Source organism: Herbaspirillum rubrisubalbicans (assembly GCF_003719195.1).
Lineage (GTDB): Bacteria > Pseudomonadota > Gammaproteobacteria > Burkholderiales > Burkholderiaceae_D > Herbaspirillum > Herbaspirillum rubrisubalbicans.
Genome location: NZ_CP024996.1, coordinates 3,044,631 through 3,060,683 on the forward strand (window position 1 = coordinate 3,044,631; position 16,053 = coordinate 3,060,683).

The following is a 16,053-nucleotide window of genomic DNA, read 5'->3' on the forward strand; positions in this document are numbered from 1 at the left end:
CAACGAGACACGAGCCAACCGCCATGAATACCCAATACCGCAAGCCACTGCCCGGCACCCGCCTGGATTACTTCGATGCCCGCGCCGCCGTGGAGGCGATCCGCCCCGGCGCCTGGGACACCCTGCCCTACACCTCACGCGTGCTGGCAGAAAACCTGGTGCGCCGCTGCGATCCGGCCACCCTCACCGATTCGCTGCGCCAGCTCATCGAACGCAAGCGCGAACTGGATTTCCCGTGGTTCCCGGCGCGCGTGGTGTGCCACGACATCCTGGGCCAAACTGCGCTGGTGGACCTGGCCGGCTTGCGCGATGCGATTGCCGACATGGGTGGCGATCCGGCCAAGGTCAATCCGGTGGTGCCGGTGCAACTGATCGTGGACCATTCGCTGGCGGTGGAATGCGGCGGCGATGATCCGCAGGCGTTTGAAAAGAATCGTGCCATCGAAGACCGCCGCAATGAAGACCGCTTCCACTTCATCGACTGGACCAAGCTGGCCTTCGAGAACGTAGACGTGATCCCGCCCGGCAACGGCATCATGCACCAGATCAACCTGGAAAAGATGTCGCCGGTGATCCATGCCAAGGATGGCGTAGCCTTCCCCGACACCCTGGTCGGCACCGACAGCCACACCCCGCACGTGGATGCGCTGGGCGTGATCGCCATTGGCGTGGGTGGCCTGGAAGCCGAAAACGTCATGCTGGGCCGCGCCTCCTGGATGCGCCTGCCCGACATCATCGGGGTGGAATTGACTGGCCGCCGCCAGAGCGGCATCACCGCCACCGACATCGTGCTCTCGCTGACCGAATTCCTGCGCAAGCAGAAGGTGGTGGGTGCCTACCTGGAATTCTATGGCGAGGGCGCAGCCAGCCTGACGCTGGGGGACCGCGCCACCATCTCCAACATGGCCCCGGAATATGGTGCGACGGCGGCCATGTTCTCGATCGACCAGCAGACCATCGACTACCTGAAGCTGACCGGCCGCGAAGATGAACAGGTCAAGCTGGTGGAAACCTATGCCAAGGAGGCCGGCCTCTGGTCCGATAGCCTCAGCAAGGCCGAGTACGAGCGCGTGCTGCGCTTCGACCTCTCCACCGTGGTCCGCACCTTGGCTGGCCCGAGCAATCCGCACAAGCGCCTGCCGGTGTCCGAACTGGCCGCACAAGGCATCGCCGGCAAGGTCGAGAACGAACCCGGCAAGATGCCCGATGGCGCCGTCATCATCGCCGCCATCACCAGCTGCACCAATACCAGCAACCCGCGCAACGTGATCGCGGCGGCCCTGCTGGCGCGCAATGCCAATCGCCTGGGCCTGGCCCGCAAGCCCTGGGTGAAGAGTTCGCTGGCGCCTGGCTCCAAGGCGGTCGAACTCTACCTGGAAGAAGCCGGCCTGACCGCCGACCTGGAAAAGCTGGGCTTTGGCATCGTCGCCTTTGCCTGCACCACCTGCAACGGCATGTCCGGCGCGCTTGACCCGAAGATCCAGCAGGAAATCATCGACCGCGACCTCTACAGCACCGCCGTGCTGTCCGGCAATCGCAACTTCGATGGCCGCATCCACCCCTATGCCAAGCAGGCCTTCCTGGCCTCGCCGCCGCTGGTGGTGGCCTATGCCATTGCTGGCACCATCCGTTTCGACATCGAACAGGACGTGCTGGGCGTCACCGCCGAGGGCCGCGAAATCCGCCTGAAGGATATCTGGCCCAGCGATGAAGAAATCGACGCCGTGGTCGCGGCTGCCGTCAAGCCGCAACAGTTCCGCAATGTCTACACCCCCATGTTCGCCGCCCGCGTGGACCGCAGCCAGTCGGTCAGCCCGCTGTACGACTGGCGTGCCCAGAGCACCTACATCCGCCGCCCGCCCTACTGGGAAGGCGCGCTGGCCGGTGCGCGCACCTTGACGGGAATGCGTCCGCTGGCCGTGCTGGGTGACAACATCACCACCGACCATCTCTCGCCCTCCAACGCCATCCTGCTCGACAGCGCAGCGGGCGAATACCTGGCCAAGATGGGCTTGCCGGAAGAAGACTTCAATTCCTACGCCACCCACCGGGGCGACCACCTGACCGCGCAGCGCGCCACCTTTGCCAACCCCAAGCTGTTCAACGAAATGGTGAAGAAAGCCGACGGCAGCGTGCAGCAAGGCTCCCTGGCGCGGCTGGAGCCGGAAGGCCGTGTCATGCGCATGTGGGAAACCATCGAAACCTACATGGAGCGCAAGCAGCCCCTGATCATCATCGCCGGCGCCGACTACGGCCAGGGTTCGTCCCGCGACTGGGCCGCCAAGGGCGTGCGCCTGGCCGGGGTGGAAGCTATCGTGGCCGAAGGCTTCGAACGCATCCACCGCACCAACCTGATCGGCATGGGCGTGCTGCCGCTGGAATTCAAGCCTGGTGAAAACCGCAACACCTATGCCATCGATGGCACCGAAACCTATGACGTCATCGGCCAACGCCGTCCGCGCGCCGACCTGACGCTGGTGATCCATCGCAAGAATGGCGAGCGGGTGGAAGTACCGGTCACCTGCCGCCTCGATACCGCCGAAGAAGTCTCGATCTATGAAGCCGGTGGCGTGCTGCAACGCTTCGCCCAGGACTTCCTGGAAGCCTCCGCCAACGCCGGCCAGAACGCCAAGGAACAAGCATGAGCCAAGTCCCCCAGATCCGCATTCCCGCCACCTACATGCGTGGCGGCACCAGCAAGGGCGTCTTCTTCAAGCTCGATGACCTGCCCCAAGCCGCCCGCGTCCCGGGCCGCGCCCGCGACAAGTTGCTGCAACGGGTGATCGGTAGCCCCGATCCCTACGGCAAGCAGATCGATGGCATGGGCGGCGCCACCTCCAGCACCAGCAAGACCGTCATCATCGCGCGCAGCGAGCGTGCTGGCCATGACGTCGACTACCTGTTCGGCCAGGTCTCCATCGACAAGGATTTCGTGGACTGGAGCGGCAACTGCGGCAACCTGTCGGCCGCCGTCGGGCCTTTCGCGATTTCCGCCGGGTTGCTGGATCCGTCCAAGTTGCCGCAGGATGGCGTGGCCGTCATCACCATCTGGCAAGCCAACATCGGCAAGACCATCGTGGCCCACGTGCCGATGCGTGGCGGCCAGGTGCAGGAAACCGGCGATTTCGAACTGGATGGCGTGACCTTCCCCGCGGCCGAGGTGCAACTGGAATTCATGGACCCCGCTGCCGAAGAAGAAGGTGCAGGCGGTGCCATGTTCCCCACCGGGAATGTGGTCGATACCCTGGAGGTGCCCGGCGTGGGCAGCTTCCAGGCCACCATGATCAATGCCGGCATCCCTACCATCTTCCTCAATGCGGAAGAGATCGGTTACACCGGCACCGAACTGCAGGACGCCATCAACAGCGACCCGGCCGCGCTGGCCCGCTTCGAGACCATCCGCGCCCATGGCGCGATCCGCATGGGGCTCATCAGCAAGGTGGAAGAAGCGGCCACCCGCCAGCACACGCCCAAAGTGGCCTTCGTGGCTCCACCCAAGGAATATGTTTCCTCCAGCGGCAAGACGGTCACCGTGCAAGACACCGATGTGCTGGTGCGCGCCATGTCCATGGGCAAGCTGCACCACGCCATGATGGGCACGGCGGCAGTGGCCATCGGTACCGCAGCGGCCATTCCTGGCACGCTGGTGAACCTGGCCGCAGGTGGAGGGGAGCGCAACAGCGTGCGCTTCGGCCACCCTTCCGGCACCCTGCGCGTGGGCGCGCAAGCCAAGCTGGAAGAAGGCCAGTGGGTGGTCACCAAGGCCATCATGAGCCGCAGCGCCCGGGTGCTGATGGAAGGCTGGGTACGGGTGCCGGGCGACGCTTTCTGAGCTCGGAAACTCCCTAGCGCCAATGCTTGCGGCGCGAGGTCTTGCCGATGCCCGGATTGAAGCTGTTGGTCGGGTCCAGCCTGCGATAGAAGGCTTCCAGCGCAGGCTCGGCCCGGTATTGATGTCCCACATTGTGTTCGGCCGGGTACTTGGCCCCCTTGGCCTCAAGCAGCGCCAGGATCGCCTGCTTGAGCGTCTCGCAATCTTCACCCTTGTTGACCAGGTATTCCTGATGCATCACATGGCAGAAGAAATGCCCGCAGTACATCGTGAATCGGATCTTGTCCGCAATCTCGGGCGGCAAGCGCTCGAACCAATCGATCGTATTGCGCGGCAAGGCGATGTCCAGCGCCACGATATCCTCCACCTCCCGCTCATGCACGGCGCGATAACGCACGATGGCCGCGCCCACCACGAAGCGGTTCAGGAAAGCCGCCTGCCCTTCCCCTGCTTCACATTCGAAGAAATCACCGCTGGCCGAAGGAAAGCGGGCCTGCAGCACGCCACGTGCATAGTCGGCGCCCTGCTGGCTCATCTTCAGCAGCAGATGATGTTCATAGCCATCGCGATAGACGGCTAGCCGTGGAGGCAAATGCGGTGGCAGCCAGTGCGCAAGCCGCTGCAGGATACGGTCGCTGGTGCCAGCACGCAGGCCCAGCCGCTCCAGCCAGGCATCGACCCGGCTTTTCAGGGCATAGGCCTGCATCAGGCGCTCGGTGCCAAAGCGCTGGATGAACAGGAACAAGTCCTTGCCATAGCGCTCGCTGGCTTCGAAGGCAGAACGGTGCATGTATTCACCGGCAATCGGCAGGTGCACAGCGTGCTGCAGCAAGGTACGCCGGATGGCTTCCAGCTCGGCCGGGTCATTGCTGCCGATGTAGAACACGGTGGGCGCGTCATCCGCCGGGAAGATATCGAGCCGCAGCGCAAACACCACCACATGACCGGCCGAACCCGACGCTTCGTACAGCCGGCGCGGATCGGCGTTGTAGCGGGCCGGCGTGGGCGCGTCGACATCACGCACGTGCTGGCCATATTCCTGATCGGAGGCATGACGTCCACCACAGTCGCAGGCACCAGCGCCTTCAGGAAGCTCTCCACGATCGAGTCGCCCCAGGATTTCCTCGGGGGTATCGCCCAACCCCAGACCGAGGTGATTGACCAGTTGCAGCCGGCCCTGGGCATCGACCTGGGCATACAAGGCCAGTTGTGTATAAGCCGGGCCGCGCCGGATCAGTGCCCCCCCCGAGTTGTTGCAGATGCCCCCGGTGACCGACGCCCCCATGCAACTGGAGCCGATCACCGAGTGAGGCTCGCGCCCCAGCGGTTTGAGCCTGCGTTCTAGTTGATCCAGCGTCACGCCCGGCTGGGTCAGGACCTGCCGCCCCTGCTCGAGCAAGTCCAGCCGCCGCAACCGCAAGGTATTGAGCACAATCACCGGCCGGTCATAGCCCTCTTCGACAGGCGTCGAGCCTCCGGTCAAGCCGGTATTGGCGGCCTGGCAGATCACGATGACATCGGCCTGGTGGCAGGCCTGCAGCACCTGCCACATCTGGCGCAGGCTGCCCGGCCGCACCACGGCCAGGGCTTCGCCGCGACCATAGCGATAACCGCGACAGTAACGGCGTTTGGCCGCAGCGCTGGTCAAGACGTGGGCCTGGCCGACGATCTCGCAAAGCCCCTCTATCAATGTTTCCCTCAACGCCATCCTCTGCCACTCACTGCACGAAGAAGCGCACGCGGATGGCATCGATGGCCACCGCGATGAAGATCATCACGCCACCGATCATGCCCACGTAGAACGAAGGCACATTGGTGATGGCCAGCCCAACCTGGATCACGGTGAGCAACAGCACGCCGCCCAGGATGCCCAACACGCTGCCGCGCCCGCCGAACACGCTCACGCCACCGATGATGGGCGCAGCGATCGCATAGAGCAGGTAGCTGGCGCCCTGGTTGGGGGTGATAGCGATCTGCCAGGAAGCCAGCAGGTAGCCGGCAACCCCGGCAATGGCCCCGGCCAGCGCATAGCAGATGATCTTGATGCGATGCACGCGAATACCCGCCGCGTGCGAGGCCAGCGCATTGCCGCCTACCGCATAGATGGAGCGCCCCAGCACGGTACGCCGCAGCAGCACCGACATGGCCAGCAAGGCGATGACGAAGATCACCGGCATCAGCGGCCAGCCGCCCAGGGTGGCCGAGCCGATCCAGATGTAGCCATCGTCGAGGTTGGTGATGGTCTTGCCTTGCGTGAGGGCCAGCAAAGCCCCTTGCAGCACGATCATCATGGCCAGCGTCTGGATCAGCGACACCATGCGCAAGCGCGTGATGCACAGGCCATTGAACCAGCCGATCAGGGTCGCCACGGCCACGCCGACCAGCATGGTCAGCCACCAGGGACCACCCCAAGTGGCATACAGCCAGGCGCCGATGGCCGAGGAAAAGCCCAGGTTGGCCGGCAGCGACAGGTCGATCTCGCCCACCAGCAAGGGCAGCGCCACGGCCAGTGCCAACAGGCCCAGCACGGTGGCTTGCACCAGGATGTTCTGCAGGTTCATCACACTGAGGAAGAACTGGCTGAACAGGCCAAAGCCCAGCACCAGCGCCACCAGCCAGATCCAGACCACGTTGCGCAAGATCCAGCCCAGGACCTGGCGCGGCTTGCCTTGCCCCTTCACGGGCAGGTCGGGACCAGGCGTGGTGCCGACCTCGGTTGCGGTTGTCATGCGGGAGTCTCCTTGTTTCATTTTTGTATGGGTGTCATTGCGCCAGTTGACGCAGGCGGTCGGTGCTGATGTCATCGCCACTGACCACATGGGCGATGCGTCCGCGCTGGAAGATGCAGATGCGGTCGGCGGCGCGGGCAAGTTCGTCGACGTCGGTGGAGACGATGATCACGCTCACCCCGGCCTGGCTCAACTGGTCGAGGATGCGCAAGACATCCTGCTTGACACCGACATCGATGCCGCGCGTGGGCTCGTCCAGGATCAGCAGACGCGGCAGGGTGGCCAGCACACGCCCCAGGCAGACCTTTTGCTGGTTGCCGCCGCTCAAGGTGTTGACGGCATCCTCGGCACTATCGGCCTTGATGCCCATGCGCCTGAAGTAGGAGGTGCAGACCTGCCGTTCTTCCCCTTCATCCACCAGGCCGGCGCGCAGCCGCCGTGGCAACGACGACAGCGCGATGTTCTCGCGGATGGAGAGATGGCCGACCACCCCATCCCGGCGGCGGTCGTCGGAGAGATAGGCGATGCCCATGGCCAAGGCTTGATCCGGCCTCTGCGGCAGGCTGCAAGCCGGCTCGCGCGGGAAGCTGATCTGTCCGCTGCGCAAGGGTAGCAGTCCGAACAAGCCGCGCGCCAATTCCTTGGCGCCCTCCCCTGGCAAGCCGGTAAAGCCGATGATTTCACCGGGCTGGAGCTCCAGGCGATCCACGCAGAGCTTGTCATCATTGAGGCCACTGACGCCGAACAGGCTGATGACCTCAGCGCTGACCAGCGCGTGAGCCGGCCTGCGATCGCGCTGGAACAGGTCCAACTCGCGCCCCAGCACGAACTCCGAGAGCTGGGAAGAACTGAGACTGCACACTTCTTCACAGGTGGCGACCAGCTCACCGTCACGCAGCACGCTGACGGCGTCGCAGATGTCCAGGATTTCATCGTTGAAGTGCGAGATGAAGATAAAGGTCACGCCCGAGGCGCGTAGCTGGCGCATGAAGGCGAACAATTGCAGGCGATCCGGCACCGTCAGCGCCGCGGTCGGTTCATCCAGAATGATGATGCTGCCGCCCGAGAACATGGCGCGCAGGATATTGAGCTTGCGCCGCGCCACCGCGTCCAGGGTGCCGGCCAGGCGCTCGGCGTCGATCCCGGTGCCGGCCAACATGCGCGCGGCGTTCTCGCGCATCCGGCGCCAGGCGACGAAGCCGCGCTTGGCCGGCCAGAGCCCCAGCATCAGGTTTTCCATCACCGACATATGCTCGATGATCATCGGTTCCTGCGGCACCAGAAACACGCCAGCAGCTTCCATGCGCTTGACGTCGGCGCCCTGGATTTCCTCGCCATCGAGAAAGATGCGTCCTTCGCTGGGCACACGCTGGCCCGAGATGAGGCCCACCAGCGTGCTCTTGCCGGCGCCGTTCTCGCCCAACAGGCCGTGGATGGTGCCGCGCCGGATACCCAGCGTGATGCCGCGCAGGGCATGGAAAGCGCCATAGCGCTTGCTCAGGTTTTCCACCCGCAGTGCCAGGCCATCCTGGCGGGCGGAAGATGCTTCAGTCGTCATGGCGTCTCCTTGGATGCGCTGTGCTGGGCCCGCGATCAGGTATAGGCGATGCCCCACACCTTCTCGGCCACATAACCCCAGTGGCGCTGGTCGGCGGCATTGCTGCGGTCGATCACGAAGGGCGGGATGATCAGCGTGGGACCGGTCTTGCCCTTGACGATCTGGCCTTTCTCCCAGAAGTACTTCTTGTTTTCATAGGGGCCGATGGGCACTTCCTTGCCGCCAATCGAATACTTCACCAGCATCTCCACGGCCACCTCGCCATAGGCAATCGGGTCCTGCGATACGCAGGCATCCATGTAGCCATCCTGGATCCAGCGCAAGGCCACCGGCTCGCCATCGATGGTGACGAAGATCACGTGGTCCTTCTCATCCACTTTCTTCCAGCGGTTCTTCTGCTGCAAGGCGGTGGCGATGCCACGGGCCGGCGAGTCGCTGGGCGCGTGTACCGCATCCAGATCGGGATGCTCGGACAGCGTGGCCAGGGTCACCGCCAGCATCTGGTCCAGCTTGCCCTCGGTGGGACGGGCGATATAGGTGATGCCGGGGTATTTGGCGAACTCGGCATCCATGCCTTCCTTGCGCTGGCGCCAGGCCACGCTGGCCAGGGCGCCATAGCAGTTGAGCACCTTGCCCTTGGGGCTGCCATGCTTCTTGACCAGACGGTTGATGATTTCCTTGGCCGCCATCACGCCGCCCAGGTAATTGTCGAAGCTGACGGTGATGGCCACGTTGCCGCTTTCGGCCGGGGTATCGATGATGGCCACCGGGATCTTTTGCTGGTTGTAGCGGCGCAGGCCACTGACGATGGCCTGGCTGTCGATGGGGTCCGAGACCAGGGCGGCCGGGCGCGAGAGCATCAGCGACTGCCATTGCTCCAGCTGGCGGGTGTTGTCGAAGCTGGCATTGGTGGCCTGGAAGCTGCCCTGGTTGGCCTCGACGGCGCGCTTGACCGCCGCTTCTTCGATCACGAAGAAGTAATAGTCCAGGCTCTTGTTGCTGAACGGAATCAACAGCTTCTGCTGTGCCCCGGCCCAGCGGGTGGTGGCCAGGGCACCCAGGGCGATACCGCCCAGGACGATCTGGCGACGGGTGTTGGCGTGATGCGATGTCATGTCTGCCTCCAAATGATGTATATAGTTTTGCTATCAAGCCGGCCATGCACAGGATCTCGAAAGAATCCTTCACCCTGTATATCGCAGGCATCCTCGGGGAAAAGCACCCCGGAAACTTTCTTCATATACCGCCAGAAACCGTCCTTGCCAGTCGCACGGAGTTTTACTAGCTTGCAGCACGCAAGGAAACATACGACGTGCCATCGAAGCAGCCCACCACCATGCCCGCCGCCTCGCGGGTGAAGAGTCCGTTCTCGACCACGCCGGGGATGCGGTTCAGTTCGGTCTCCAGCAATTCGGCGCCGTCGATGACCTGGCAATGGCAATCCAGGATGAAGTGTCCGCTGTCGGTCACCACGGGGCGCTCATCGCGGCTGCGGCGTACGATGCGGGCGTCGATGCCGAACTCGCGCAGCAGGCCGGCGACCCGGCGTTCGGTCTGCTTCCAGGCGAACTGCACCACTTCCACCGGCAGCGGGAAGGCGCCCAGGTGTTCGACGAGCTTGCTTTCATCGCAGATGGTGATCATGCGGGTGGAGGCGTGGGCGATGATCTTTTCCCACAGCAGGCAGGCGCCGCCGCCCTTGATCATGCGGAACTCGCGGTCGATTTCATCGGGACCATCGATGGTCAGGTCGATCTGGCCGATTTCATTGGGGTCCATGATGGGGATGCCGACTTCGCGGGCGACATCGATGGTGGAGCGCGAGGTGGCAGTACAGGTGACGTTGAGACCATCGGCGATGTGCTTGGCCAGTTCGCGCACGAAGAAGTGCGAAGTGGTACCCGAGCCCAGGCCCAGGCGCATGTCGTCGCGCACGAATTCCAGGATGGCGTGGCGGCCGGCCAGTTTCTTTGCTTCGTTCTGATTCAACTGCATATTGTCTCCTTCAAAAAAAGCGTTGTTGACCGGCCAGTTGCAGCAACCTGGCCGGCTAGATCTTGTCGGTCATCCAGGAATCCAGGGCCGGCAACTGGTCGGGGAATTCGCTGTTGCTCGCCACCGCAATGGCGGTGACCAGCATGTTGACCACCAGGTGATGATTCAGTCGCGAGGCCAGCGGGGTCATGAATTCGGTCTGGTCATAGGGCAGTACGGCGATGAGGGCATCGGTGACCTGCGCCAGCGGGCTGTCGGCGGCCGTCACTGCAACCACCCTTGCCCCACCGGCGCGGGCGGCCATGGCCAGCTCCACCATGCGCTTGGTATGACCCGATTGCGAAAAGATCAGCGCCACTTCGTTGGGGCGCGATTTCTCGGCATGCATCCATTGCTTTTTCTCTTCCATCACGGCGGCGCAGCGCAGGCCCAGGCGCTGGAACTTGTGTTCGGCATCCAGCGCCGTGATTTCCGAAATACCGCTGGCATAGATGCCGATCCAGGTGGCCGAATGCAGCAATGCGGCGGCTTGTTCGATCTGTTGCGGTACCAGGTCGTCCAGCGCGCGCTGGATGGCCGAGAGCGAATTGCGGCAGGTCTTGCGCACGATCGTGTCGATATCGTCGTCGCGGGTGATCTGCTCGTAGACGAAGGGCGCTGCGGGCACCAGGCTTTGCGCCAGGTTCAGCTTGAACTCCTGGTAGCCGTTGAAACCGAAGCGGCGGCAGAAACGCACGATGGTCGGATCGCTCACGGCGCAGCGTTCGGCCAGCGAGGCCATGCTCATATGGATCACCTCACCGGGCGCCTGGCTGACGAAATGGGCAATGCGCAATTCGGCGGGCTTCATCTCCTCTTGCTCGCGCACGATCTGCTGCAGCAGGCTGTTACTCATGGGCTGTCCTTTAGCGTAGTGGTCGATGGCCGTGCGGCCAAAGGCGCGATTCTATAAGACAGCAAGTCCCGCAGGCGATGCAGGCGCTGGGTTTTCGCGACCTGCACCTGGCTGCCGCCCCCCCAGGGCACGACGAAGAACGGAGCATCAGCGGCGGCGGCCGTGGCCTGGTCCACCGTGGTGTCGCCGATATAGGCCCAGCTCCCCGGCGCCAGTGCCATGTGGGCGGCCACGGCACGCAGATGGCCAGGATCGGGCTTGCAGGCCGGCACCGCATCAGCCCCCAGCGCCACCTCCACCAGCGGTGAGAGCTGCAGCAGATCGAGGATCTGGCGCGTCAGTGCATGGGGCTTGTTGGTGCAGATGCCCAGCCGGATGCCGGCGGCGTGCAGGCTGACCAGGTCTTCCTTGACATAGGGGAAGAAGCGCGTATGGCTGGCCGGATGGCGCTGGTAGTGCCCGATGTAGGCGGCCACGGCCGCCTCCAGCCCGGCGCCATCGAAGGCGATCTCCTGGTCGATCAGGATGTCTTCGATCAGGCGGCGCGGGCCATTGCCGATGAAGCGTTCGACATAGGCCACCTCCAGCGCGGCATGACCTTGTTCTTGCAGGTAGGCGTTGACGGCGGCAGCGATATCGGGGGCGCTGTCGATGAGGGTGCCGTCGAGGTCAAAGATGAAGGCCTGGTAGCGGCGCGCGAGATCCTGTTTCATTGCGCCTCTCCTTGTGCCGCCAGATCCCCCAGGCGCTGGAAGCTAGGGCTCAACAAGGGATACAGCGTTTGATAAATGGCGTGCGCCTGGCGATAGTGGGCAGCTCGGGCGGGATCGGGGCGCTGGCGCGTGAGCTCGGGCAACAGCTTGGCCGCGTGCTCGACATCGGGCCATATCTGCAACCCCACCCCAGCCAGCAAGGCCGCTCCCAGCGCCGCGCCTTCGGCCGCCCCCTCGCGGGTCACCACTTCGCACTCCAGCATATCGGCCTGGATCTGGCGCCACTGGGCCGAACGGGCGCCGCCCCCGGACGTACTGACCCAGCCGGGCGCCACACCCATTGCGCTCATCAGCGCGTGCATGTCGCACAGCGAATGCACCACGCCCTCCAGCACGCTGCGCGCCAGGTCGGCAAAGCCGTGACGCGCCGTCAGGCCGATGAAGGCAGCGCGGGCAGCCGGGTCGGGATGGGGGCAGCGTTCGCCATTGAGATAAGGCAGGAACAGCAGGCCGCGCGCACCCGGCAGACTCTGTGCAGCGGCTTGCACGATGGCCTCGAAGCTGGGGGCTTCCTCGGAGTCTGGGCTCTGCATGGCGCTGCGCCACCAGGCCAGCGCGCCACCGGCATTGAGCGACACGCCCATGGCGTGCCAACGATCCGGCGCGACATTGCAGAAGACCTGGATGCGTCCGTCCGGTGAGGACAAGGGGCGCTCCAGCGCCGCGGCCAGGATGCCGGCGGTCCCGATGGTGGTCTGCCATCCGCCCGGCGCCACCACGCCAGCGCCCAGCGACTGGATCACGCTGTCGCCGCCGCCACCGATGACCGGAATGCCCGGCGCAATGCCGAACCAGCTGGCGGCCTGTGCATGGACCTTGCCGCTGACCACCTGAGATTCATGACAGGTGGGCCAATGCGCCGGATCCAGTCCGGCGGCGCGAATCAGGTCGTCAGCCCAGCGTCGCTGGCGCACGTCGAACAGTCCCGTGCCCGAAGCGTCCGAGACTTCGGTGGCGATCTCGCCGGTGAGCACGTAACGCAGGTAATCCTTGGGATTGAGCACCACCCGCAGCCGCGCATACAAGTGTGGTTCATGCTTCTGCATCCACAGCAGCTTGCCACCGGTATAGCCGACCAACATGCGATTGCCGGTCTGCGCCAGCAGGGCCGACAAGCCACCCGCGGCTTGCGTGATCTCGGCGGCTTCCATCTCGTTGCGCTGGTCGTTCCAGAGGATGGCCGGCCGCAAGGGGCGGTACTGCGCATCCAGGGCGGTGAGCCCATGCATCTGGCCCGACAGGCCGATACCCAGCAATTGGACCGCCCCTGCCGACTGCATGGCCTGCGCCACGGCCAGGCGGGCCGCCGCGATCCATGCCTGCGGCTCTTGCTCGACCCAGCGCTGGTGCGGCTGCGAGACCGGGTAGCCGGCACTGGCAGAGGCCAGGATGCGACCTTCGGTGGATAACAGCAGGGCCTTGCAGGCCGAGGTGCCCAGGTCTATGCCCAGCAGACAAGCGCGCATGATCAGGCTCCCACGCCATGACGCAGGCGTACGTGCTTGAACTGGAAATATTCCAGCAAGCCTTCGCGCGCGTGCTCCACCCCGATACCGCTCTGCTTGCGGCCACCGTAGGGAGCATTCATGATGCCGGCGTCGACATGATTGATAGCCACGTTGCCCACATCGAGCGCAGCAGCGCAGCGATGGATTTCCTGCAGGTCTTGGGTGTAGACGTAGGCGGCCAGGCCGTAAGGGCTGTCATTGGCCAGGGCGAGCGCTTCAGCGAGACTGTCGAAAGGCGCCACACCGACCAGTGGCCCGAAGGTTTCTTCACGCATCACCCGCATCTGCGGGGTGCAATCGGCCACGATCGTGGGCTGGAAGAACAGGCCATTGACGAATTCTTCACCTGCCGGTGCAGCGCCGCCAGTAATCAGTCGCGCGCCCTGCGCCAGGGCATCTTCCAGATGGGCCAACGTCTTCTGCAAGGGTGCGGCCTGTGCCATCGAACCCAGGTCGGCGGCCGGATGGGACAGGCCATCCCCGATCACCAGAGCTCGTGCGGCGACTGCAAAGCGCGCCAGGAAGTCGGCATAGACGACGCGCTCGACATAGATACGGTTGATGGCAATGCAGATCTGCCCCATGTTGCGGAAGGACCGCCGCACCGCGCCCTGTACCGCCTGATCCAGGTCGGCATGACGCGTCACCAGCAACGGACAATTACCCCCCAGCTCCAGCGACAGCCGCTTGATGCTCGGGCAGGATTGCTGGATGCGCAAGCCGGTCTGGGACGAACCGGTAAAGGCGATCTTGGCGATATCGGGATGTGCCACCAGCGCCTGCCCAACGGTGGCGCCATCGCCCGTGAGCACCGTCACGATGCCCGGCGGGATGCCGGCCTGCTGCACCTTTTGCGCAATGTAGAGCGCCGTGAAGGGGGTGAATTCGGAGGGCTTGATGATGACCGCACAACCAGCTGCGACCGCAGCGCACAGCTTCCAGCCCACCAGTTCGGCCGGGTAATTCCAGGGCGTGATGGCCGCCACCACGCCGATGGCTTCGCGCAGCACCAGACTCTGGTAGCCGGGCTGGTCGTTGGGAACGACTTCGCCATGCACGCGCACGGCTTCTTCGGCATAGAAGTGGCAGGCTTCGGCCAGTTTCTTGATTTCGCCCAGGGCTTCATTGCAGGGCTTGCCCTGTTCCAGGGTCATAACCTCGGCCATGGCAGGGGCGTCGGCCAGGACCAGGCGACCCAGGGTATGCAGGGCCTCGGCGCGGACCCGGGCTGGCGCGCCGGCCCAGGCACGCCAGGCGGCGACGGCGGCAGCCACCGCGGCGGCGATCTCATCCGGCGTGGCCACGGCAATCTGGCCGATGACTGCGTTGCGTGCCGGGTTACGCACCTGCAGGCGCGCGCCCTGCCCTTCGATGAACTGGCCGGCTGCAAATAGCTGGCCCGACAGGCGATTCAATACTTCCTGCATCACGCATCTCCTTGAGCGACGGTGAATATAGTATAACTAGATAAAAGAAAAGCGCGCAAACCGTAATTGTCGAATTTTATGGATATTTAGGCGCAAAAGAGAAATGTGACGAAGTAAAAATTCCAGAATTTCTACTGTATATGTAGCATTACTATATTTTCATCAATCATTTTCTGAAGGAGACATCATGCCAACCACTTCCCCGCACGCTCACGACCTGAGCAGCCTAAGCGCTCGCCTGGCCCTGGTCACTGGCGCCGGCCAAGGCATAGGTGCGGCCTGCGCCGACGCTCTGGCCAGGCAAGGCGCCACCGTCATCTGCACCGACCTGGATGGCGAACGCGCCCGTGCCACGGCCAGCCGTCTGGGCCCGAGCGCCCAGGCCTTCGCGCTGGACGTGACCGACAGTAGCGCCCTGAACAACCTGGCCGCACGCCTGCCGGCGCTCGACGTGCTGGTATGCAATGCCGGCGTGGTCAGCAATACGCCGGCTGAAGAAATGAGCGATGAAGAATGGGAGCGCGTGCTATCGGTCAACCTGGGCGGCGTCTTCAAGACCTGCCGCGCTTTCGCACGCGCAATGCTGGCGCGTGGCCGGGGTGCCATCGTCAATATCGGATCGATGTCGGGGATGATCGTCAACGTGCCGCAGCCGCAATGCCACTACAACGCCTCCAAGGCCGCCGTGCATCACCTCACGCGCTCGCTGGCGGTGGAATGGGCCACGCGCGGGGTGCGCGTCAATGCGGTGGCACCGACCTATACCGCCACGCCTCTGTTGCAAGAGCTGGAAAAGGAACAGGCCTTGATCTCCCGCTGGCTGGACCTGACCCCACAACAGCGCATGGGACGGCCGGAAGAAATCGCCGCCGTGGTGGCCTTCCTGGCCTCGGACGCCGCCAGCCTCATCACGGGTGCGGTGATCAATGCCGATGGCGGCTACACCTGTATCTAGGCGTGGGCAAAGCAGGCGGACACAAAAAAGCCGGTCACCTTGCGGTGCCGGCTTGATCGGCTTGCTGCTGGCTTGCGGCAGGTGTCAGACGCGGTAGATCTTCTCTCCGGTCTGGACGATCCTGAATTTCTCGTTGGTCAGGGGATCCAGCGCCCGGCCATCCGCCAATTTGTAGGTGCGGCTGAAGGCCTGCGCCGCTTCATCGGCTTCGTCCTGCTGCGTCTGGTACACCTCGACGTGGTAAGGTGCGCCGGTCTTGCCCTTGGCATCGAATTTTTCCACCAGATCCATATATCGTCTCCTTAGTCGTGGCCTTGCGCCAGGGTCAACGATAGCAGATTTGACGGGGCTTTCCAGCGCATTGCATGTTGCAGCGCACAG

Annotated in this window: 13 protein-coding genes; 3 read left to right on the top strand and 10 right to left on the bottom strand. The window is 64.1% G+C overall.

What is annotated here, in order from left to right; genetic code table 11:
- Positions 1 to 23 precede the first annotated feature (23 nt).
- Together acnD and prpF are read left to right on the top strand one after the other, a co-directional pair.
- Complete coding sequence (gene acnD / locus RC54_RS13645) at positions 24 to 2,645, top strand: Fe/S-dependent 2-methylisocitrate dehydratase AcnD (protein WP_061789841.1); 2,622 nt, start codon at positions 24 to 26, stop codon at positions 2,643 to 2,645.
- Positions 2,642 to 3,832, top strand: coding sequence for a 2-methylaconitate cis-trans isomerase PrpF (gene prpF, locus RC54_RS13650; protein WP_061789842.1), 1,191 nt, complete (start codon positions 2,642 to 2,644; stop codon positions 3,830 to 3,832). Before acnD ends, prpF begins: the two co-directional genes overlap by 4 nt.
- A 13-nt stretch (positions 3,833 to 3,845) precedes the next feature.
- Here the strand turns inward: prpF and dld are convergent, their stop codons facing one another.
- The 9 genes from dld to RC54_RS13695 all read right to left on the bottom strand — a co-directional run bounded on the left by dld (position 3,846) and on the right by RC54_RS13695 (position 14,717).
- A complete protein-coding gene (gene dld / locus RC54_RS13655) occupies positions 3,846 to 5,540 on the bottom strand; it encodes a D-lactate dehydrogenase (protein WP_174526108.1) in 1,695 nt (564 codons plus the stop codon).
- Positions 5,541 to 5,550: 10 nt separating this feature from the next.
- On the bottom strand, positions 5,551 to 6,561 hold the full coding sequence (locus RC54_RS13660; RefSeq protein ID WP_082803144.1) for an ABC transporter permease: 1,011 nt from the start codon (positions 6,559 to 6,561) through the stop codon (positions 5,551 to 5,553).
- 34 nt (positions 6,562 to 6,595) lie between these two features.
- Complete coding sequence (locus RC54_RS13665) at positions 6,596 to 8,119, bottom strand: sugar ABC transporter ATP-binding protein (protein WP_058895695.1); 1,524 nt, start codon at positions 8,117 to 8,119, stop codon at positions 6,596 to 6,598.
- 35 nt (positions 8,120 to 8,154) lie between these two features.
- Positions 8,155 to 9,234 (bottom strand): sugar ABC transporter substrate-binding protein, encoded by a 1,080-nt coding sequence (locus RC54_RS13670; protein ID WP_058895696.1) that lies wholly within the window; start codon positions 9,232 to 9,234, stop codon positions 8,155 to 8,157.
- A 166-nt stretch (positions 9,235 to 9,400) separates the two neighbouring features.
- A complete protein-coding gene (gene rpiA, locus RC54_RS13675; protein WP_017453568.1) occupies positions 9,401 to 10,114 on the bottom strand; it encodes a ribose-5-phosphate isomerase RpiA in 714 nt (237 codons plus the stop codon).
- Between the two features lie 55 nt (positions 10,115 to 10,169).
- Positions 10,170 to 11,009, bottom strand: a complete 840-nt coding sequence (locus tag RC54_RS13680) for a MurR/RpiR family transcriptional regulator (protein ID WP_058895697.1) — start codon at positions 11,007 to 11,009, stop codon at positions 10,170 to 10,172.
- A complete protein-coding gene (locus RC54_RS13685; protein ID WP_061789844.1) occupies positions 11,006 to 11,722 on the bottom strand; it encodes an HAD-IA family hydrolase in 717 nt (238 codons plus the stop codon). The genes RC54_RS13680 and RC54_RS13685 overlap by 4 nt, the downstream gene beginning before the upstream one ends.
- Positions 11,719 to 13,248: a xylulokinase gene (gene xylB / locus RC54_RS13690; RefSeq protein ID WP_061789845.1), complete on the bottom strand. Its 1,530-nt coding sequence runs from the start codon at positions 13,246 to 13,248 to the stop codon at positions 11,719 to 11,721. The genes RC54_RS13685 and xylB overlap by 4 nt, the downstream gene beginning before the upstream one ends.
- Positions 13,249 to 13,250: 2 nt before the next feature.
- Positions 13,251 to 14,717, bottom strand: coding sequence for an aldehyde dehydrogenase family protein (locus RC54_RS13695; protein ID WP_061789846.1), 1,467 nt, complete (start codon positions 14,715 to 14,717; stop codon positions 13,251 to 13,253).
- Positions 14,718 to 14,904: 187 nt separating this feature from the next.
- Here RC54_RS13695 and RC54_RS13700 point away from each other — a divergent pair, with 187 nt between their 5' ends.
- Complete coding sequence (locus tag RC54_RS13700; protein WP_061789847.1) at positions 14,905 to 15,672, top strand: SDR family NAD(P)-dependent oxidoreductase; 768 nt, start codon at positions 14,905 to 14,907, stop codon at positions 15,670 to 15,672.
- An 84-nt stretch (positions 15,673 to 15,756) separates the two neighbouring features.
- On the opposite strand, the gene RC54_RS13705 is transcribed toward RC54_RS13700, so the two are convergent.
- The gene (locus RC54_RS13705; protein WP_017453574.1) at positions 15,757 to 15,963 is read right to left on the bottom strand and encodes a hypothetical protein; all 207 of its coding nucleotides are present in this window, start codon (positions 15,961 to 15,963) and stop codon (positions 15,757 to 15,759) included.
- Positions 15,964 to 16,053 lie beyond the last annotated feature (90 nt).